At 73.4% G+C, this 18,850-nt stretch carries 16 protein-coding genes and 1 pseudogene; 6 read left to right on the forward strand and 11 right to left on the reverse strand.

Translation table 11 applies throughout. The features are described from left to right. Positions 1-239: 239 nt before the first annotated feature. Together ACIO6U_RS00450 and ACIO6U_RS00455 are read left to right on the forward strand one after the other, a co-directional pair. On the forward strand, positions 240-998 hold the full coding sequence (locus ACIO6U_RS00450) for an alpha/beta hydrolase (protein ID WP_401714612.1): 759 nt from the start codon (positions 240-242) through the stop codon (positions 996-998). Positions 999-1,177: 179 nt separating this feature from the next. Next, a complete protein-coding gene (locus ACIO6U_RS00455; RefSeq protein WP_355333812.1) occupies positions 1,178-2,404 on the forward strand; it encodes a TerD family protein in 1,227 nt (408 codons plus the stop codon). Between the two features lie 211 nt (positions 2,405-2,615). Here the strand turns inward: ACIO6U_RS00455 and ACIO6U_RS00460 are convergent, their stop codons facing one another. Next, complete coding sequence (locus tag ACIO6U_RS00460; RefSeq protein ID WP_355333815.1) at positions 2,616-3,032, reverse strand: CBS domain-containing protein; 417 nt, start codon at positions 3,030-3,032, stop codon at positions 2,616-2,618. 330 nt (positions 3,033-3,362) lie between these two features. Between ACIO6U_RS00460 and ACIO6U_RS00465 the strand changes: the two genes are divergently transcribed. Continuing rightward, positions 3,363-4,007: an HNH endonuclease family protein gene (locus ACIO6U_RS00465; protein ID WP_355333817.1), complete on the forward strand. Its 645-nt coding sequence runs from the start codon at positions 3,363-3,365 to the stop codon at positions 4,005-4,007. A 147-nt stretch (positions 4,008-4,154) separates the two neighbouring features. Here the strand turns inward: ACIO6U_RS00465 and ACIO6U_RS00470 are convergent. The 3 genes and pseudogenes from ACIO6U_RS00470 to ACIO6U_RS00480 all read right to left on the reverse strand — a co-directional run. Next, positions 4,155-4,487: pseudogene (locus ACIO6U_RS00470) on the reverse strand (Tat pathway signal sequence domain protein); the annotation flags it as partial. 157 nt (positions 4,488-4,644) lie between these two features. Further along, positions 4,645-6,174: a hypothetical protein gene (locus ACIO6U_RS00475; protein ID WP_355333820.1), complete on the reverse strand. Its 1,530-nt coding sequence runs from the start codon at positions 6,172-6,174 to the stop codon at positions 4,645-4,647. Between the two features lie 304 nt (positions 6,175-6,478). After that, on the reverse strand, positions 6,479-7,972 hold the full coding sequence (locus ACIO6U_RS00480; protein ID WP_401714615.1) for a carboxylesterase/lipase family protein: 1,494 nt from the start codon (positions 7,970-7,972) through the stop codon (positions 6,479-6,481). 118 nt (positions 7,973-8,090) lie between these two features. Between ACIO6U_RS00480 and ACIO6U_RS00485 the strand changes: the two genes are divergently transcribed. Next, complete coding sequence (locus ACIO6U_RS00485) at positions 8,091-9,764, forward strand: ATP-binding cassette domain-containing protein (protein ID WP_401714617.1); 1,674 nt, start codon at positions 8,091-8,093, stop codon at positions 9,762-9,764. Here ACIO6U_RS00485 and ACIO6U_RS00490 read toward each other — a convergent pair. Beyond that, on the reverse strand, positions 9,742-11,145 hold the full coding sequence (locus ACIO6U_RS00490) for an aminotransferase class V-fold PLP-dependent enzyme (RefSeq protein ID WP_401714619.1): 1,404 nt from the start codon (positions 11,143-11,145) through the stop codon (positions 9,742-9,744). The two genes, ACIO6U_RS00485 and ACIO6U_RS00490, sit on opposite strands and share 23 nt — an antisense overlap. 234 nt (positions 11,146-11,379) lie before the next feature. Then, on the reverse strand, positions 11,380-11,844 hold the full coding sequence (locus ACIO6U_RS00495) for a DoxX family protein (RefSeq protein ID WP_401714621.1): 465 nt from the start codon (positions 11,842-11,844) through the stop codon (positions 11,380-11,382). 207 nt (positions 11,845-12,051) lie between these two features. Between ACIO6U_RS00495 and ACIO6U_RS00500 the strand changes: the two genes are divergently transcribed. Next, positions 12,052-12,666 carry a pyridoxamine 5'-phosphate oxidase family protein gene (locus ACIO6U_RS00500; RefSeq protein ID WP_355333834.1) on the forward strand — a complete coding sequence of 205 codons (615 nt, stop codon included), beginning with the start codon at positions 12,052-12,054 and terminating at the stop codon, positions 12,664-12,666. Between the two features lie 71 nt (positions 12,667-12,737). Further along, on the forward strand, positions 12,738-13,703 hold the full coding sequence (locus ACIO6U_RS00505) for an NAD-dependent epimerase/dehydratase family protein (RefSeq protein ID WP_401714623.1): 966 nt from the start codon (positions 12,738-12,740) through the stop codon (positions 13,701-13,703). 22 nt (positions 13,704-13,725) lie between these two features. Here ACIO6U_RS00505 and dapD read toward each other — a convergent pair whose 3' ends face one another. The 5 genes from dapD to ACIO6U_RS00530 form a co-directional block, all read right to left on the reverse strand. Further along, entirely contained in the window at positions 13,726-14,706 is a 981-nt protein-coding gene (gene dapD, locus ACIO6U_RS00510; protein ID WP_355333839.1) for a 2,3,4,5-tetrahydropyridine-2,6-dicarboxylate N-succinyltransferase, read from the reverse strand. A gap of 106 nt (positions 14,707-14,812) precedes the next feature. Then, positions 14,813-16,591: a DUF2264 domain-containing protein gene (locus tag ACIO6U_RS00515; RefSeq protein WP_401714625.1), complete on the reverse strand. Its 1,779-nt coding sequence runs from the start codon at positions 16,589-16,591 to the stop codon at positions 14,813-14,815. A 163-nt stretch (positions 16,592-16,754) separates the two neighbouring features. After that, positions 16,755-17,096: a metal-sulfur cluster assembly factor gene (locus ACIO6U_RS00520; protein ID WP_188284432.1), complete on the reverse strand. Its 342-nt coding sequence runs from the start codon at positions 17,094-17,096 to the stop codon at positions 16,755-16,757. Continuing rightward, positions 17,093-17,575, reverse strand: a complete 483-nt coding sequence (sufU, locus tag ACIO6U_RS00525; protein WP_188284431.1) for a Fe-S cluster assembly sulfur transfer protein SufU — start codon at positions 17,573-17,575, stop codon at positions 17,093-17,095. Before sufU ends, ACIO6U_RS00520 begins: the two co-directional genes overlap by 4 nt. A 10-nt stretch (positions 17,576-17,585) precedes the next feature. Further along, the gene (locus tag ACIO6U_RS00530; protein ID WP_355334677.1) at positions 17,586-18,833 is read right to left on the reverse strand and encodes a cysteine desulfurase; all 1,248 of its coding nucleotides are present in this window, start codon (positions 18,831-18,833) and stop codon (positions 17,586-17,588) included. Positions 18,834-18,850: the final 17 nt, after the last annotated feature.

Raw genomic sequence — 18,850 nt, forward strand, 5'->3', positions numbered from 1 at the left:
CGACCATTGAGATTGCGCTGAGCGTACTTGCCCAGGGCAGGAGCGTATATGCGGGAGCCTCCGGACCCCTGTTCGATCCGGCAACCTGTGCGTCGGGTCCGCCGCGCGACCCATCCGGAACCGTCGTCGCTACGAATGACGGAGGATTGACGGGGTACGGCGGAACGGGGATTCCGGAACGTCCGTTCGTACCTGTCACGGCACGTCGGCGGAGGGAACGGACACGGGTGGAGGCACGGGTGGCAGAGGACCGCGACGGCGACAGCGCACGCGCGGGGTATCGGGGCCTGGTGGTGCGGCGTTCCGCGGCGGCCCCCGAGGCGGCGGTGCTGGTGCTGCACGGCGGCCGGGAGCGCGGTATGGGCCGGCCGTCCCGGCTGAACGCGCCGGGGCTGCGGATGCGCCCCTTCGTCCGGGCGCTGGCCCGCGCGACGCGGGGCCGCCGGGTGGTGCTCGCCGAGGCCCGCTACCGGCACCGCGGCTGGAACGGGGAGCGGGCGGACGCCGCGCGGGACGCGGCCGACGCGCTGGCGGAGCTGTCCAGGCGGACCGGCGGGGCGCCGGTCGTGATGGTCGGGCACTCCATGGGCGGCAGGGCGGCGCTGCGGGTGGCCGGTACGGACGGGGTGGTCGGCACGGTGGCGCTGGCCCCCTGGTGCCTGCCGGGGGAGCCGGTGGAGCAGCTCTCGGCGGCCCGGCTGGTGTTCCTGCACGCGGAGGCCGACCGGATCACCTCGCCCGTGGAGTCGCTGCGGATGGCGGAGCGGGCCAGGGCCGAGGGCGCCGAGGTGTGCCGCTTCGTGCTGCCGGGCGGCGACCACGCGATGCTGCGCCAGGCGGCCGTCTGGCACGCGCTCACCACCCGGGCGGTCTGCGGCCTGCTCGGCCTGTCCGCGCTCCCGCCCGAGGTCGCCTCCGCCTTCGCCCTGCCGCCCGGCTCCCCGGACGGCCTCGACGTGCCCGCGACCGCCGGTGACGGGCGGGGCGTGCGGGTGTGAGGGTACGGGGCTGCCGATACGGGTCCGACCGTACGCAACCGCGGGCGCGACGCTGCCGGTACGAGCCGGCGCGGGCGCCGGAATGGGCGCCGGGACCGGGTGCCCATAACGGGCCGGAAGCTGATCTCCGGGTCATGGAACCGCAAACAACAGTCGGTCGTTACGGGGGCATGACCGCTATGACGCCTGGCTCGAATGTGCCGCTCTCCGTGCCCCGAGTGGCCGTGGACGTCGCCGCCTCCTCCGCGCGGCTCGATGTCTCGGGCCTGCTCCTGACCGGTGACGGGAAGGTGCGCTCCGACGACGACTTCGTCTTCTACAACCAGCCCCAGGGGCCCGGCGTCAGCCACCGCTCCGGGGGCGGTTCCGGGCCCGACTCGATCACCGTGGACACCGCGGCCGTCCCGGCCGGGATCGAGAAGGTCGTGGTGACCGCGAGCCTGGACGGCGGCGGTCCCTTCGCGGGTACGACGCCGACGGCCACGGTCCGCAGCGCGGACGACGGCTCGGTGATCGCCACCTTCACGCCCACCGGGCTCGGCCCGGAGACCGCGCTCGTCGTGGTCGAGGTGTACCGGCGCGGCGGCGCCTGGAAGGTCCGCGCGGTCGGCCAGGGGTACGCCAACGGGCTGGGCGGCATCGCCAGCGACTTCGGGGTGAACGTGGAGGAGCCCGCGGCCCCCGCGGCCCCCGCCGCCGCGTTCACCCCGCCGCCGCCCGCGCCGGGACTGCCCAGCGCGCCGCCGCCCTCCGGCGCGCCCGCCGCGTATCTGCCGCCGCCGCCCTCCGCTCCCCCGGCCGCGCCGCCCGCTCCCGCGCCGGGCGCGGGCAAGGTCAATCTGGACAAGGGCCGGGTCAATCTCCGCAAGAACGAGACGGTGTCGCTGGTCAAGGCGGGCAAGCCGTTCCTGTCCTCGGTGCGGATGGGCCTGGGCTGGGAGCCCGCCTTCGGCGGCCGGGACATCGACCTGGACGCGTCGGTGATCGCCTACGGTCCGCAGCGCAACCACATCGCGACCTGCTACTTCGGCAAGCTGTCCATCCTCAACGGCGCGGTCCAGCACTCCGGTGACAATCTGACCGGCGCGGGCTCGGGCGACGACGAGACGATCACCGTGCACCTGGGCGGGCTGCCGCCGGAGGTCACCGGTCTGGTCTTCACGGTGAACTCGTACTCGGGGCAGAAGTTCAACAAGGTCGCCAAGGCGTACTGCCGGCTGCTCGACGCGGGCACCGGCGAGGAGCTGGTCCGCTTCGACCTGACCGGCAGCGAGCCGCGCACGGGTGTGCTGATGGCCAAGCTGATCAAGCAGTTCTCCGGGGAGTGGGAGATGACCGCCATGGGCGACTTCATCGACTCGCGTACCGCCAAGGGGATGGTGCGGCCCGCCTCCGCGGCGCTCTGAGGCACCGCGGACCGGATGTGTGCCCTGCGGGGCCGCCGCCGGTCCGCGCAGGCTGGCATGAGTCCGCGCGGACCGGCGGCGGCCCGCGCGACCGGTCCCAGGCGGCGCGGGACCGCCCTCAGGCGGCGCGGACCGGGCTCACACCGCGGACCGGTCTCACACCGCGCGGCGGCCTCAGACCGCGGACCGGGCTCACACCGCGCGACCAGCCTCAGACCGCGCGGATCGCCGTCGCCAGGGCGCCCGCCTCGGCCGGGCCGAGGTGCCGGGCGATGTCGGCCTCGCTGATGATGCCGACCAGGCGGCTGCCCTCGACCACCGGCACCCGGCGGATGCGCCGGGAGGACATGGTCGCGACGACGCTCCCCGCGTCGTCGTCGGCCGCGGCCGTCACCGGGCTGCCGTCCATCAGGTCGGCGGCCCGGACCGCGCCCGGGTCGTGGCCGGTCGCCACGCAGCGCAGCACGATGTCCCGGTCGGTGAGCACCCCTTGGAGCCCGCCGTCGTCACCGGTGACCGCCAGGGCCCCGATGTCCGCGTCCCGCATCCGCTTGGCGGCCACGTCCAGGGTCTCGTGGGCGGAGATCGTCTCGACGCCCTGATGCATGATGTCGCGCGCAGTGGTCACAGCAGCTCCATTCGTCCCGGGCCCCCGCGCCGACCATAAAGTCCCGCGCGCCGCCCCGCACGGCGGCGGGAGCCGGGGCCAGGACCGGGAGCGGGCGGGCGCGGGGGCGCCGTGCGCACGGCGCTCGGAGGCCGTGGGACCCCGGCACGCACCGGCTCGTGCGCCGCGCGGGCCTCGTACGGGCCGGACCGCCACCGGACGTTCGCACATCAACATGTCATGGTCACATAAAATTTACCGCTGACGGTCTACCCGCATAGACCCGTGGCCGGGACCCTGGTCGGGAACCACCCGTACCGCTCGACCCCCTAGCCACGGGAGCGCTCAGTCATGCCCAAAAACCGTCTCGTGCACGGAATCTGTGCCGCCGTCAGCGCGGCACTGCTCGCGCTGACCGTCCTGTTCGTCAGCGGCGGCCCCGCACAGGCCGCTCTGCCGACCCCCATCGCCGCCTCCACCGCCCGCAGTTACCTGTCCGGCATGACGGCCACCGCGGAGACGCACGCCTCGACGTACGACCGGAATCTGTTCCCGACCTGGATCACCATCTCGGGCACCTGCGACACCCGCGAGTACGTGATCAAGCGCGACGGCACGAGCGTGGTGACCGACAGCTCGTGCAAGGCGACCTCGGGGAACTGGACCAGCCCGTACGACGGCGTGACCACCACCGACCCGTCGACCTTCGACATCGACCACCTGGTGCCGCTCGCCGAGGCGTGGGCCTCGGGCGCCTGGGCCTGGACCACCGCGCAGCGCCAGGCGCTGGCCAACGACGTGACCCGCCCGCAGCTCGTGGCCGTCTCCGCGCACTCCAACCGCTCCAAGGGCGACGGCGACCCGGCCGAGTGGCTGCCGCAGGCGTCGTACCAGTGCACGTACGCCCGCGCGTGGGTGCAGGTGAAGCACTACTACGGTCTGACCGTGGACAGTGCGGAGAAGTCGAAGCTCACGTCGGTCCTCAGCGGCTGCTGAAACGTTCCGGCCGCACCCGGCCGCACCCGGCCTCGCTCGTCACGGCGGTGACGAGCGCGGCCGGGCGGCGGTCCGCCCCTCAGCCCGGCCGCACATCAGCCCGTCAGCCCGGAAGCCCGTCAGCCCGTCAGCCCGTCAGCCCGGCGTCTTCAGGGTCAGCGTGCGGCGGCCGGGCGCGTAGAACCAGACGGCCCCCTCACGTACGAGGTACACCCCGTCGTCCGCCCACCACAGGCCCGTCAGCCCGTGCGCCCGCGTGACCGCGCCCGCCGCGAACGGCGTCTCCACCCAGTCCACGCCGTACACGGTGCCGGGCACGGTCGCCCGTGACAGGTCGTCCACGTAGCGGCCCCCGGAGTCGATGCACCGGAACGCCTGGAGCACGCCACCGTTCTGCGCCGACGGCGGTGTCCGCCGGCACAACGACGTTCCCGCGGTCAGATACGCGTGACCTCGTTTCGGGTCGGCCACCACGGCCTCCCGCGTACGGCTGACCGGCACCGGGGCTCCTCACGTCGCGCTGAGCACCCACGGTGCCGCCCCCCGGCCAACCCCGGATGAACGGCGTCCTTCCGCGAGACGGCCACCCGGTTGCCCCCGGCGCGGGGGCGCGCCCCGAGCGGTGGACCGCCGCGCGTCAGCCCGAAAGGCCCTGGCGGGAGCGGGCCTTGAAGGCCGCCTTGCGGGCGTCCTTGGCGGATTTGCGGTCCGGGTGGAGACGCCCCATGGCTTCGAGGACGTCGGCGGTGGCGGGGTGGTCGACGCGCCAGGCGGCGTCGAAGAAGCCGTCGTGCCGGGCGACGAGGTCACGGACGAGGTCGGCCAGGATCTCGGGGGCGTCGTCGGCGGCGAGCTGCGCGGCGAGGGTGTCGATGGTGAGCCAGAAGACCATGTCCGCGTCGGGCGCGGGGATGTCGGCGGCGCCGCTCTCGGTGAGCCAGACGCGGGCGAGGCCGCCGAGCGCGCGGTCGTCGAGGACTTCGCGCAGCGCGGGCTCGGCCTCGGCGCCGAGCAGGGTGAGCGTCTGCTGGCAGATGAGACGACGGCCCGGCGCACCGGCGTCGTCGCCGCGCGCGGCGGCGAGCAGTTCGCGTGCGGCGTCGGCCGGCTTGCGGTCCTCCAGCCACAGCTCGGCCTCCACGCGCGCCGCCTGGTCGGGGTAGCCGGTCAGCGCTTCGAGGAGGTCGACGCCCGACCCGCCCGCGAGGTCGCCGATGGCGGGGGCCTGCGCGCCCGCGTCCACGAGCCGTTCGCGCATGCCGTGCACGCCGAGCGGCGTGAGCAGGACCATGCCGTAGCGGGAGACCTCCTCGGGGTCGAGGTCGTCCCCGACGGCCCCCTCGGGGAACTCGGGGAAGGAGCCGGTTTCCCCGTCGCCCTCCGCCTCCTCGATCAGCGCCTCGTCGACCGGCTGGTAGTCCAGCAGTCCGGTCGTGGCGAGCAGCCGGAAGTGGTCGTCCAGCCGCATCATCACCTCGGTGACCTCTTCGAGGACGGCGTCGCTGGGCTGGTCCATCTCGTCGGGCACGACGAGGGACGCGGCGAGCACCGGCAGCGGTACGGCGTCGGGCCCGTCCTCGGCGACCGCCGAGTCCTCCACGGCCATCAGCGCGTAGAGGTTGACCAGCGCGCTGTCGAGGAATTCGGCCTCCTTCTCCGGGTCCCAGTCCAGCTCGTCCAGGAGTACCTGGTCGCCGTCGTCCATGACCTCGCGCAGACTCTCGAAGTCCGGTGCGGCGGCGTCGGCGAGGGCCGACTCGGCGGCAGCGAGCCAGATGTCGAGCACGTCCTGCGGGAGGCCCGCGGTGATCCGCTCGTACGCCTCGCCGGGCAGCGCGCGACCGGCGACCTCGCCGACCGGCGTGGACTCCTCGGCCTCCTCGTCGATCTCCAGGACCAGCAGGCCGGTGTCGACGGCGACGCCCCACGCCTGGGCGGTCTCGGCGAGCCCTTCCTCGTCCTCGTCCACCGGGAGGCCGAGTTCCGCGGCGGCGGCCACCAGGTCGTCGTCCAGCAGCTCGCCCATCGCGTCGACCGGCCGTTCCGGTGTCGCCCACCGGGTCAGCCGCAGCGCTCGGTCCAGCAGCGGCACGGCCAGTGCCAGCCGCGCGAGGTCGTCCGCGGGGAGCAGCCGTACGGGCGGCAGGACGAGGGGACCTTCGGACATGGGGTGACTCCTAGAGGGCTCTACGGCTGTACGGCGTGAGGGGTGGGCCGGTCCGGCTCACCCCTGGCGGGTGGATCGGACCGGCACACGCGAACCGGTACGCGCGCCGGACGCGCGCACTCAGCGTAGGCCCTGCGACCCCCCGACCGTCGGCCTCCCGGCCCCGTCGCACCTGTCACCCCGCCGGTTCACCCGCCCGTAGCGACACGTTCCGGCCACCGCCGCCCGCCGCCGGGTGCGTACCGGCCACGCGTCCCTCAGGCGTACGGGAGTTCGGCGCGCGGGAGGGGCCGGCGCGAAGGGCTCAGCGCACGCCGTCCCACAGGGCGCGCTCGTCCGGGCGGGGGTCGCGTACCGGACCGCAGTGCGCGGGGTCGTCCGCCGTGCCGAAGACCATGGTCGTACGGTCCCGGGTGTCGTACGCGGGCCAGCCGGGATCGCCGGTGACGGCGAAGGAGACCCAGGCGGCGTGCATGGTGTCGGCGAGCGGCTGCGGCGGGGCCTCGCCGAGCAGCATGGTCTCGCCGGGCGCGTCCAGGTTGTCGAAGGCGAAGGCGATCTCGGAGGCGTGGCAGGCGCCGAGGCGGCCGTCGAAGGCGGTGGAGCGGCGGCCGAATTCGTAGACGTGGGCGCGCCGCACGGACTCGGCCAGGCGGACCGCGGGTATCCGGAAGAACCAGTCGGTGAGGACGGCGGAGAACAGGTCGCCGGTGGTGGCGCCGGGGCGGTTGGCCGCGTAGAGCGGCAGCGCGGTGTCGGGGTCGAGGCCGTGCCGGGTGATCGCGGCCCGCAGGTGCCTGTCGTCGATGTAGTCGATGACGCCGCTGGGCACGGTGAAGAGCCGGTACTCCTCGGCGGTGGTGCCGATCAGCAGGTCGACGGCGCAGTCGGCGCCGGGTCCCGGCACCGGGTGGGCGCGGGCGGCGGTGCTCGCGGTGTCCGCGATCGGCTCGAAGGGCATGGCGTTCAGCGCGACCTCGCCCCACAGCGCGGGGTCGGGGTTGGCGGTGACCTCGTTGCGCAGGGCGGTCTGCGCGGGCAGCAGGACGTCCAGCGGGAGTGCGGCGAAGGCCGCGGCGGTGGGTTCGACGCCGAGTTCCGCGGCGAAGTGCGCGGCGACCTTGCGGGCGGTGTCCCGGCCGATCGTGTGGTGCGCGGCGCCGCTCTGGAGGATCGCCCGGTGGAAGAGTCCTCGGGCGCCGGGGGCGGTGAGCAGCACCCCGATGCTCATCGCGCCGGCCGATTCGCCGAAGACGGTCACGCGGCCGGGGTCGCCGCCGAAAGCGGCGATGTTGTCGCGAACCCATTCGAGGGCGGCGATCTGGTCGAGCACTCCGCGATTGTCGGGGGCCCCGTCGAGGGACAGGTAACCGTCCGTCCCCAGGCGGTAGTTGACGGTCACGCAGACGACGCCGTCGCGGGCGAACGCGGCGCCGTCGTAGATCGGCAGCGAGCCCGAGCCGTTCATGAAGGCGCCGCCGTGCAGCCACACCATGACCGGTGCGCCGCCCGCGGTGTCGGGTGTCCACACATTGAGGTTGAGGCAGTCCTCGCCCGCGATGTCCGGGTCGGGCAGCAGCACGTCGAACGGCTTGACGTAGGGGCCCTTGGGCACGGTCGGGCCGAACGCGGTCGCGTCGCGTACGCCCTCCCACGCGGCGGGCGGTTGCGGCGCCATGAACCGGTGCGGTCCGAACGGCGGTGCGGCGTAAGGGATGGCGCGGAAGACGGCGACGCCGTCCTGGCCGGCCGCTCCGCGTACGTCGCCCTGCCGGGTGGTGCAGACCGGTCCGTCCATGCGTCAGACTCCTTCGTCCTGTGCCCGCTCCCGGGGCTCGCGTACGCTACCGGCGGCCCGCCCCTGCGGGAGGCGCCGCGACACCTTCAACGTACCAAGCGGTCGGTCAGGGGGCACGATGAGCGACGGCGGTCTCCGCGTCGAGGCGTACGGCGTGGGGCAGCGGGTCGCGTCGGGGCGGCAGACGCTGCGGGGGGTGAGCGTACGGATCGCGCCCGGCGAGCTGCTGGCCGTGGCGGGCGGCAGCGGGTCGGGCAAGACGACGCTGCTGGAGATCCTGGCCGGAATCCGTACCCCCTCGGCCGGTCGCGTCCTGCACGACAGTACGGAACCGGCCGTCCTGCGACCGGCGTTGGGGTATCTGCCGCACGGCAACGTGATGCACGACGACCTGCCGCTGGACCGGGCCCTCGGCTACGCGGCCCGCCTGCGGATGCCCGCCCGGACCGCCGCCGCTCTCCTGGACGCGGCCGTACGCGACGCGCTGGCCGCCGTCGGCCTGGCCGACCGCGCCCGCCAGCCCGTACGCACCCTCAGCGAGGGCGAGCGCCGCCGCGCCTGCATCGCGGTCGAACTCCTCACCCGCCCCCGCGTGCTGTTCCTGGACGAGCCGACGACCGGACTCGACCCGGCGACCGGCGCGGAACTCCTGCGCACCCTGCGGGACTTGACGGCCGACGGCGTCACCGTCGTCCTCACCACGCACGCGCCCGCCGATCTGACCCGCTGCGACCGCGTCCTGTTCCTCACCCCTGAAGGACGCCCGGCCCACCTGGGCACGGCGGCCACCCTCACGGCGGCGTACGGCGTCCCGACGCTGGAGGAGGTGTACGGGGCGGTGGCCCGCGGGGCGCGGGCGGCGGACGAGGCTGCCGCGGAGGAGACCGGCCCCGCGCCCGAGGCGGCGCCCGTGGCCGACAGCGCCGCCGCCACACGCCCGGCGCCGCTCGGGGCGGTCGGGCAGTGGTGGCTGCTCACCCGGCGGGCCGGGGAGTTGATGGCGCGCAATCGGCTGACGGCGGCGGTCGTCGTGGGGTCGCCGCTGGTGATCGTGGCGATGTTCGCGCTGCTGTTCCGGCCGGGGGCCTTCGATCCGGCGGCGCCGAGTCCGGGTTCCGCGGCGATGATCCTGTTCTGGATCGCCTTCGGCGGCTTCTTCTTCGGGCTGACCTACGGCCTGTTGCAGATCTGCGCGGAGCTGGCGGTGGTGCGCAGGGAGCGGCTGACCGTGCTGCGGCTCGGGCCCTATCTGCTGTCGAAGGCGGCGCTGCTGCTGCCCGTACTGGCCCTGGCGGACGCGGCGTTGCTCGCGGTGCTGCGCGGTCTGAACCGGCTGCCCGCCGCCGGGTGGGGCACGTACGGGTCGCTGTTCCTGACCGTGCTGCTCGCGTCGGCCGCCGCGCTCGCGCTGGGGCTGCTGGCGTCGGCGGCGGTGGGCGATCCGGGGCAGGCCACGCTGATGCTCCCGATGCTCTGCTTCCCGCAGGTGCTGTTCTCGGGGGCCTTTGTGCCGGTGCCCCAAATGGCTTGGGCGGGACGGGTGTTGAGCGCGGCGATGACCAACCGGTGGGCGTTCGAGGCGCTGGGCGGCGGGATCGGTCTGCGGCAGCTGTGGGCGCACGGCGCGTCACCGCTGGGGCCGCCGCTGCTGGCCTCGTACGGCGGCTCGTTCGACCGGGCGGTGTGGGCGGGCTGGCTGCTGCTGGCCGGTTTCACGGCGCTGTTCCTGGCCGCCGCGTGGGCGGTGCTGGCGCGCAAGTGCCGCACGGTCAGCAGACCAGCCGCGGGCTGAGCCCCGCCGGGTCGGGCGAGCGGTCGCGGTAGGTCTGCGCGGCGAAGGCGAGGAAGGCGGACACGTCGGCCGCGTTGGAGGACAGGCCGAGCGAGACGCGGACGGCGCCGCCGGAGGGCAGGCCGAGGCGGCCGAGGTAGTCGTCGATGGTGCCGGTGGCGGTACGGACGGCGCCGCCGAGTACATCGCGGTCGATGGCGAAGGCGACCTCGCCCGTGCCGGGGTTGCAGAAGCAGCCGGTGCGCAGCGATATGCCGCGCGCGGCGCTGTCGCGGCCGACGATCCGCTCGTCGATCACCCGTCCGTCGGCGCCGAGCAGATTCAGCGCGACCGTGCCGCCACGGCCGGTGGTGTCCTGCGGACCGTAGATCCGTACCAGCGGGCTGCCGTCGGCGTGCCGCAGACCGCGCAGCCCGGCCAGTAACTCGGCGGTGAGCGAGGTGACATGACGGTGTATCGACTGCACACCGACGCCGGTGATCCAGTCGAGGCCGAATTCGATGTCGGGAATGCTCAGGTAGTTGACCGTGCCGTCCTCGAAGGCCGCCTCGCCGTCGGCCATGTGGTGCCACAGGCCCTGGGCGCTCACCACGTGGATGGTGCCGCCGGAGAACCACGGCCGCCGCAGCCGCGTCAGCGCCTCCCTGCGGGCCAGCAGACAGCCGATGCCGGTCGGGTAGCCGAAGACCTTGTACCAGCTCACGGCCACGAAGTCGGGGCTGAACCGGCCGAGGTCGAGCACGTTCGTGGGCACGTAGGCCGCCGCGTCCAGCAGGACGTCCCAGCCCGCCGCCCGCGCCCTGGTCACCCAGTCCAGCGAGTGCTGGACCCCGCTGAAATTGCTCTGCGCGGGGTACGCGAGCAGTCCGGGCCCCCGGGCCCCGGACTCCGTGCCCGCCCGCGGCCTCGCGCCCGTCAGGACGGCGTCCATCGCCGTCGCGTCGATGCCGAGGCCCGGCGCCTCCAGCGGTACGTACACCGTCCCCGCGCCCCGGCCGCGGGCGTACTCCCGCAGGCCGTTGACGGAGTTGTGGTTGTCGAGGGTGAGCACCAGCCGGTTGTCCGGCCCGAACGGGTAGGCCTCGCCGACCAGTCGGCACGCCCCGGTGGCGTTGGCCGTGAACACCACGGCGTACTCGGCCGGATCGGCCCTGAAGTGCGCGAGCACCCGTGCGCGGGCCCGCTCCACCAGTTCGCCCGACGCCTGCGAGGCCGGGCTGACCGAGTGCGGATTGCCGTAGCAGCCCGCCGCGATCCGGTCGGCGTGCGCCCGCACTTGGGCGCGGGCGGGAAGTCCCGCGCCGGTGTGGTCGAGGTACACCTGCCGTCGCTCGTCGAGATACCCGTATTCGACCGCGCGCAGCGCGCCAAGGCTGTCCATGAGCGACCCCCGGTCTTCCGGTCTCCGGTCCTCCGCGACGCGATCCCGCGCGATCCCGCGCGACCCCGAACGGCCGCCCGTACGACCGCCGTTGCGCCAGTCGTCGCGCCGACCGTACGACGCCCGCGCGACACCGCGCGACATCCGTGCGACGTCCGTACTCAGGATCGCACCGCGAGCCGTCCGCCGTGCGGCGTTGCGTACGGTCGCCGCTCGCGGCCGACGGGAGCGCGGTCAGGTCCGGGCGACCGCGCCGCGGACCAGGGCCAGCAGCGCCTTCGTACTGTCCCTGCGGGCCCAGGCGATCAGGGCCAGCGGCAGGATGAGGATGATCGGTGTCGCCGCGTTGTCGCCGTCGAAGACGGTGATCTGGGTGACGGTGGCGCCGATCATCAGGCCGATCATCGCGACCGCGGCGACCTGGTAGAGCACCGGGATCAACAGGGCGACGGCGCCCGCGAGTTCGAGCGCGCCGGTGAGGTACATGAACCAGTCGCCGAAACCGATGCGGTCGAAGGAGTCGGCCGCGGCGTCGATGCCGAGGAGCTTGGGGGCGGCGCTGGCCACGCCGTAGAAGAGGGCCACCACGATCTGGAGGGCGAGCAGCGCGGTGCGCGCCCGGCTACGGGCGGGGCGGGCGGTGACGGCTGTCGCGGTACCGGTCGGGGCGGCGCTGGTGGAGGTGGAGACGACGGACACGAGGAGCTCCTCTGGTCGGGTCGATGCGGTGCTGTCGTATGCGCCGTGGCGCTGTCGAAGAGGTAGACCGGGGACCGCCGCGGAACTCATCGCAGGCGCGGGAAAGACAGGGGAAGGCCAGGGGAAAGGCGCGAGGAAAGCCCGGAAAAGCCACCCTGTACAGTGTGAGTTCCCAGAAGGTACTCACTCACCGGGGGTGTACGGCACATGCAGGAGATCACCGACGAGGCCGAACTGCGGGAACTGCTCGGCGAGCCCACCGCGGTCGTCCGCGACAAGGCGCGCGACCGGCTGCACGAACTGGACGTGGCCTGGCTGAAGGCGGCGCCCTTCTGCCTGATGGCCACCTCGGCGGCCGACGGCACCTGTGACGTGTCACCCAAGGGCGACCCCGCCGGTTTCACCGTCGTCCTGGACGACCGGACCATCGCGGTCCCCGAGCGGCCGGGCAACCGCCGCGCGGACGGCTTCCGCAACATTCTGTCCAACCCGCACATCGGCCTGCTCTACTTCGTCCCCGGGCGCGGCGACACCCTCAGGATCAACGGCAGGGCGCGGCTCCTGCGCGACGCCGACTTCTTCGACCGCATGGTCGTCAAGGGCCACCGCCCGCAGGTCGCGGTCCTGGTCGACATCGAGGAAGTCTTCTTCCACTGCTCCAAGGCGTTCCTGCGCAGCGCGCTGTGGAAGCCGGAGACGTGGCAGCCCGACGCGCTGGCGTCGCGGGCGCGGATCTCCAAGACGCTGGAGCGGACCGAGGACTCGCTGGCGGAGCTGGAGACGTACTACGGGGCCGCGTACGCGGAGAAGATCTACCACTAGGGCCTGTCCGGCGGATCACGACCGCGATATCCGGGTGACGGCCGCCGGGACCGGCAGTAGGGTCGCCCCTTATGCGCATTCTCGTTCTGGGCGGTACCGCCTTCGTCGGCCGCGCCATCGTGGAGGACGCACTCCACCGCGGGCACGACGTCACCCTCTTCGGCCGCGGCAGGACCGGCACCGGCCTCTTCCCGGGCCTCCCCCGGCTGACCGGCGACCGCGACACCGGCGACTACGCGGCGCTCGCGGGCGACACCCGGTGGGACGCCGTCGTGGACGTCAGCGGCTACGTCCCGCGGCACGTCGCGCAGGCCATGGACGCGCTGGGCGACCGGATCGGCCGGTATCTGTTCATCTCCAGCCACGCGGTGTACCAGCGCGAGGGTGTGGCGCCCGGCTCCGACGAGGACACCCCGCGCCGCCCGCCGGTCCGCGACACCGAGGTGCTGAGCGAGGCCACGTACGGGCCGTGCAAGGTCGCCTGCGAGGACGACGTGACCGCGCGCCACGGGCAGCGCGCCACGATCGTGCGGGCGGGGAAGGTCGCCGGTCCGCACGACCCCTCCGACATGTTCACCTACTGGGTGCGCGCCGCCGCGCGCGGCGGCCGGGTCGCCCTGCCCGCCGACCCCGCCCAGCCGGTGCAGATCATCGACTCCCGCGACCTGGCCCGGCTGGTGATCCGGCTGCTGGAGGACGACCGGCCCGGCGCCTTCCACGCCGTGGGCCCCGAACAGCCGGTCACCCTCGGCGAGTTGATCGAGACGTGCGCGCGGGCCGCGGGCACCGAGGTGGAGATCGTACGGGTCACGCCGGACGTCGTACCGCCGATGTTCCCGCTGGTCCGGGAGGACACCGCCACACAGCAGCGCAGCGCCGCGCGCGCCCGGGCCGCCGGGATGCCCGCGACCCCGCTGGCGGTCACCGCCGCCGACGTCCTGGCCTGGGACCGAGAACGCGGCGAGCCGCCGCTGGAGGCCGGCTGGTCCCCCGAGGAGGAGCGTGCGGTGCTCGCGGCGGCGGCTCGTACGGCGTGAACCGGTCACGCGTGACGCGTCGTCAGTTGTGGCTGTGCAGCGCGTCGTTGAGGCCGCCCCACGAACCCGTGCGCTGAAGGACCTCGACCTTGCCGGTGGTCGAGTTGCGGCGGAAGAGGATGTTGTTGGCCCCGGAGAGCTCCAGCGCCTTGACGATCTTGCCGTCCGGGAGCGTCACGCGGGTGCCCGCGGTGACGTACAGGCCCGCCTCCACGACGCAGTCGTCACCGAGGGCGATGCCCAGGCCCGACTCGGCGCCGAGCAGGCAGCGTTCGCCCACCGAGACGACCTGGGTGCCGCCGCCGGACAGGGTGCCCATGATGGACGCGCCGCCGCCGATGTCCGAGCCGTCGCCGATGACGACGCCCTGCGAGATACGGCCCTCGACCATGGAGGCGCCCAGCGTGCCCGCGTTGAAGTTGCAGAAGCCCTCGTGCATGACGGTCGTGCCGGACGCCAGGTGCGCGCCGAGGCGTACGCGGTCGGCGTCGGCGATCCGCACGCCGGACGGGGCGACGTAGTCCGTCATCCGCGGGAATTTGTCCACGCCGTACACCGCCAGGTGCAGGCCCTCCGCGCGGGCCGCCAGCCGCGCCCCTTCGACCGCCGCCACCGGCACCGGGCCGATCGACGTCCACGCGACGTTCGCCAGCAGGCCGAACAGCCCTTCCAGATTGGGCTCGTTGGGGCGGACCAGGCGGTGGCTCAGCAGGTGCAGCCGCAGGTACGCGTCGTGCGCGTCCAGCGGCTTGTCGTCCGTCGAGGCGATGACGGTCCGCACCGCCACGACCTCCACCCCGCGCCTCGGGTCCTTCCCGAGCGCCTTGGGCGCCGCCGCTCCCAGCAGCTCCGCCGCGCGCTCGGCGCTCAGCCGCTCGGTGCCCGCGGGGCCCGCCTCCGCGGCGAGTTCCGGTGCGGGGTACCAGGTGTCCAGGACGGTGCCGTCGTCGGCGACGGTGGCAAGGCCGACGCCGAGGGCGCCGGGGGCACGATGCTCATTCATACCCAGACGCTAACCCGTCCTCCCCCCGGCCAGCCACCCGCCCCGCCCCCCGCCCCCGTACGGCTCCCGATCCGCTACGGGCGCGCCCGCGGCGCCCGCGGCGGCCTCAGTGCCGCGCCCTCGGCGGTTCCTCCTCCCACGCCGCCGCCCCCGCGGCCCCGGCGCCGAGCACCGCGCAGCGCAACCAGTGCTCGCCGGGCGGGAGTTGACCCACCAGAACGGGCAGTGACGTGCGCCGCGCCAGCACATTGGTGCCCGGCAGCGGGTCGAGCACCCGGCCGCTACGGCCGCCGTCCAGATCGCGCAGCCCGCTGAGGTCCCCGGCCCCGGTGACCGTCACCGCGCTGCCCTCGCTCTCCTCACGCCGGGTCAGCCCCGCGTCCCGGTCGACCGCGAAGCCGCCCTCCGCCGTGTACAGCGCGCGGCCCGTACGGACGCGGTGGGTGCGCAGGTGCCAGGGCGCGGCGGCGGTGAGCCAGGTGGTGATCTCCACGTCGGGCCACGGCCGCCAGGTGCTGCGTACGGTGTCGCCGTCCTCGACCGCCGGATCGTGCTGCTCCTCGCGCACCCGGAAGTGCCGCGGCGCCGTCCCCTCCTCAATGTCGGCCTCGTCGCTGACCGCGAGCACCGAGTCGTACGCCCCCGGCTCCGGGCCGAGACCGTCGACCGGCGCGCTGAAGCCGAAGCGGGAGGAGTACGCGAATTTGGCGTACTTCGCGGCGCCGCCCCGCGCCCAGAGATTGTGCTGCGACCCGCTGAGCAGCGTCGCGTCCCCGCCCGAACGCATCAGCACCGCCCCGGCGTCCGGCTGCGCCAAGGTCTCCGGCAGCTCGGCGGCGGGCTCCTCGTCCGCCGTCCAGAAGGCGTGGTCCGCGGGCAGGGCCAGCGGCAGGAACGCCTTCATCGCCCAGTACGGCGAGCCCGGCCCGTTGTACTGCTCCGCGACCGCCGGCTGCGGATAGCCGTACCCGATGGTCAGCACCCCGTCCGGCGACGTCAGCGCCGACCGCTCCCGCCACCAGCGCAAGTGCCGCGACAGCAGCCCCTTGGCCTCCCCCGGCGGCACGGCGTCCACCCCCGCGTACGGCAGCGCCCCCCAGAACGAGCCCTGCGCGAACCGGTACGTGAGACTGCGGCCGAACGGCACGGCGGCGCCGTCCGCCGCGAACCAGTGCCGGAAGCCCGGCGCGAAGTCGGCCGCCCGCTGCCGGAAGCGCGCCGCCCGCGCCGGGTCGCCGTCGCCCGCGAGCGCCGCGTAGATCAGGCCGTAGAAGTGCATGGCCCACGGGATGTAGTAGTCGCGCTGCGCGGTGTTCCCGTCCGCGTACCAGCCGTCCCGGCGCGCGTACGTCTCCAGCCGGTCCAGCCGGGCGTGCCGCGCGTCCCGGTCGTGCGCGTACCCCACCCGGTCCAGACCGAGGCTGACCAGCACCGGGAAGAAGTTCCAGTTGTTCTCGGGCGTGTCGGCCCCCAGGAAGCTCGCCAGCCAGGCCCCCGCCTGGTCCCGTTCCTTGCCGCTGAGCGGGTCCCACAGCTTCTCCGGCGCCAGCGCCAGCGCGAATCCGACGGCCGCCGTCTCGACGGTCCGCTGGTCGATGCCGGTGGCCGTCCCCCAGTACTCGGGATGCCCCGGGTCCGTCCCCGCCGCCAGCCCCCGCGCCCACAGGTCCCAGTGCGCGAACTCCCCGCCCCCCGCCGCCAACGGCGCCAGCCCCCACAACGGCCGCGCGTACCCCTCCAGGTCGGCCGCGGTGTCGTCATGGTGCGCCGTGTTCACCCCCAGCCGTATCCGAGCGCCCCCCTCGCTCGCATACCGCACCAGCGGATCGACCAACTCCCGCACATACGCCTGCATCTCCCCACGCGCGCCACTGCCGCTCGCCATCCCAACCGCCTCCCTCACGAAGTTGCGATAATTTTCGCAACACCCCCAAGAGACCGTCAACGGCCCCGACACGGCATCGGGCGGCCACCGCGTGAGACGCGGTGACCGCCCGATGCCGTGGCGCGGAGCCCTGCGATGCCGAGGCGGAGAGCCCGGAGAAAGATCAGACGTTGAAGCCCAGGGCGCGGAGCTGGTCGCGGCCGTCGTCGGTGATCTTGTCGGGGCCCCACGGGGGCATCCAGACCCAGTTGATCTTGAGGTCGTTGACGATGCCCTCGGTGGCGGAGACGGCCTGTTCCTCGATGACGTCGGTGAGGGGGCAGGCCGCGGAGGTGAGGGTCATGTCGAGGGTGGCGACGTTGGAGTCGTCGACGTGGATGCCGTAGATGAGGCCCAGGTTGACGACGTCGATGCCGAGTTCGGGGTCGACGACGTCGTAGAGGGCCTCGCGGATCTCTTCTTCTGAGGCCGGAGTGGTGCTCAGGCCGTTCGGTACGGGGCTCATGAGGTCTTCCCTTCGGAAGCTTCCGAGGCTTCGGGACCGTCGGCCAGCGCTTGCGCCGTCGCGTCCTTCCACGCCATCCAGCTCAGCAGCGCGCACTTCACACGCGCCGGGTACTTCGAGACACCGGCGAACGCGACCGCGTCCTCCAGCACTTCCTCCATCGCGTCGTCCGGCTCGACCTGGCCCTTGGACTGCATCAGCTCCAGGAAGGTCTCCTGGATCTTCCGCGCCTGGGCCACGTCCTTGCCGACCAGCAACTCGTTCAGCACCGACGCGCTGGCCTGGCTGATCGAGCAGCCCTGGCCCTCGTACGAGATGTCGCCGATGACGGCGCCGTCCATCCGCACCCGCAGGGTGATCTCGTCCCCGCAGGTGGGATTGACGTGGTGCACCTCCGCCTGGCCGTCCCGCAGGCCGCGCCCGTGGGGGTGCTTGTAGTGGTCCAGGATCACTTCCTGGTACATCGAGTCGAGCTTCACAACACCACCATCACCCGAAGAAGTTCCGTACCTGCTCCAGCCCCTCGACCAGGGTGTCGACCTCGGCCGGGGTGGAGTACAGATAGAACGACGCCCGCGTGGTCGCAGGAATTCCGTACCGCAGGCAGACCGGCCGCGCGCAGTGGTGGCCGACGCGTACGGCGATGCCCTGTTCGTCGAGCACCTGGCCGACGTCGTGCGGGTGGATGTCGCCGAGCGTGAAGGAGATCGCGGCGCCGCGGTCCTCGGCCGTGGTGGGGCCGATGATCCGCAGGTCGGGAACCTCCAGCAGACGGCCCACCGCGTAGTCGGTCAGCGCGTGCTCATGCGCGGCGATCTTGTCCATGCCGATCGCGGTCAGATAGTCCACGGCCGCGCCGAGGCCGACGGCCTGGGCGATCGGGGGCGTACCGGCCTCGAACTTGTGCGGCGCGGGCGCGTACGTCGAGGAGTGCATGGAGACGGTCTCGATCATCTCGCCGCCGCCGAGGAACGGCGGCAGGTCCTCGAGCAGCTCCTGGCGGCCCCACAGGACGCCGATGCCGGTCGGGCCGAGCATCTTGTGGCCGGTGAAGGCCACGAAGTCCGCGCCGAGCGCCTGCACGTCGAGCACCATGTGCGGCGCGGCCTGCGAGGCGTCGATCAGCACCAGGGCGCCGACGTCCTGGGCGCGGCGCACGATGGCCTCGACCGGGTTGACGGTGCCCAGGATGTTGGAGACCAGCACGAAGGAGACGATCTTCGTCTTCTCGGTGATGATCTGCTCGATGTCCGACAGGTCGAGCCTGCCGTCGTCGGTCAGCCCGAACCACTTCAGCTTCGCGCCGGTGCGCTGCGAGAGCAGCTGCCACGGCACGATGTTGGAGTGGTGCTCCATCTCCGTGATGACGATCTCGGTGTCGCTGTCGACGCGGTACGGCTCGTCGGCCCAGCCGAGCATGTTGGCCACGAGGTTCAGCGACTCGGAGGCGTTCTTGGTGAAGATCACCTCGTCACGGCTGGGCGCGTTGATGAAGGCGGCGATCTTGTCGCGCGCGCCCTCGTACAGCGCGGTGGCCTCCTCGGCGAGCACGTGGACGCCGCGGTGCACATTGGCGTTGTGCCGCTCGTAGTACTCGTTCAGCGCGTCGAGCACCTGGCGCGGTTTCTGCGAGGTCGCCGCGTTGTCCAGGTACACGAGCTTCTTGCCGTCGTGGACCAGGCGGTCCAGGACGGGGAAGTCCTTGCGGATCGCTTCGGTGTCCAGGAGGCCCGGCAGCACCCGGCCGACGGACG

The organism is Streptomyces sp. NPDC087422 (genome assembly GCF_044744145.1).
Taxonomy (GTDB): domain Bacteria; phylum Actinomycetota; class Actinomycetes; order Streptomycetales; family Streptomycetaceae; genus Actinacidiphila.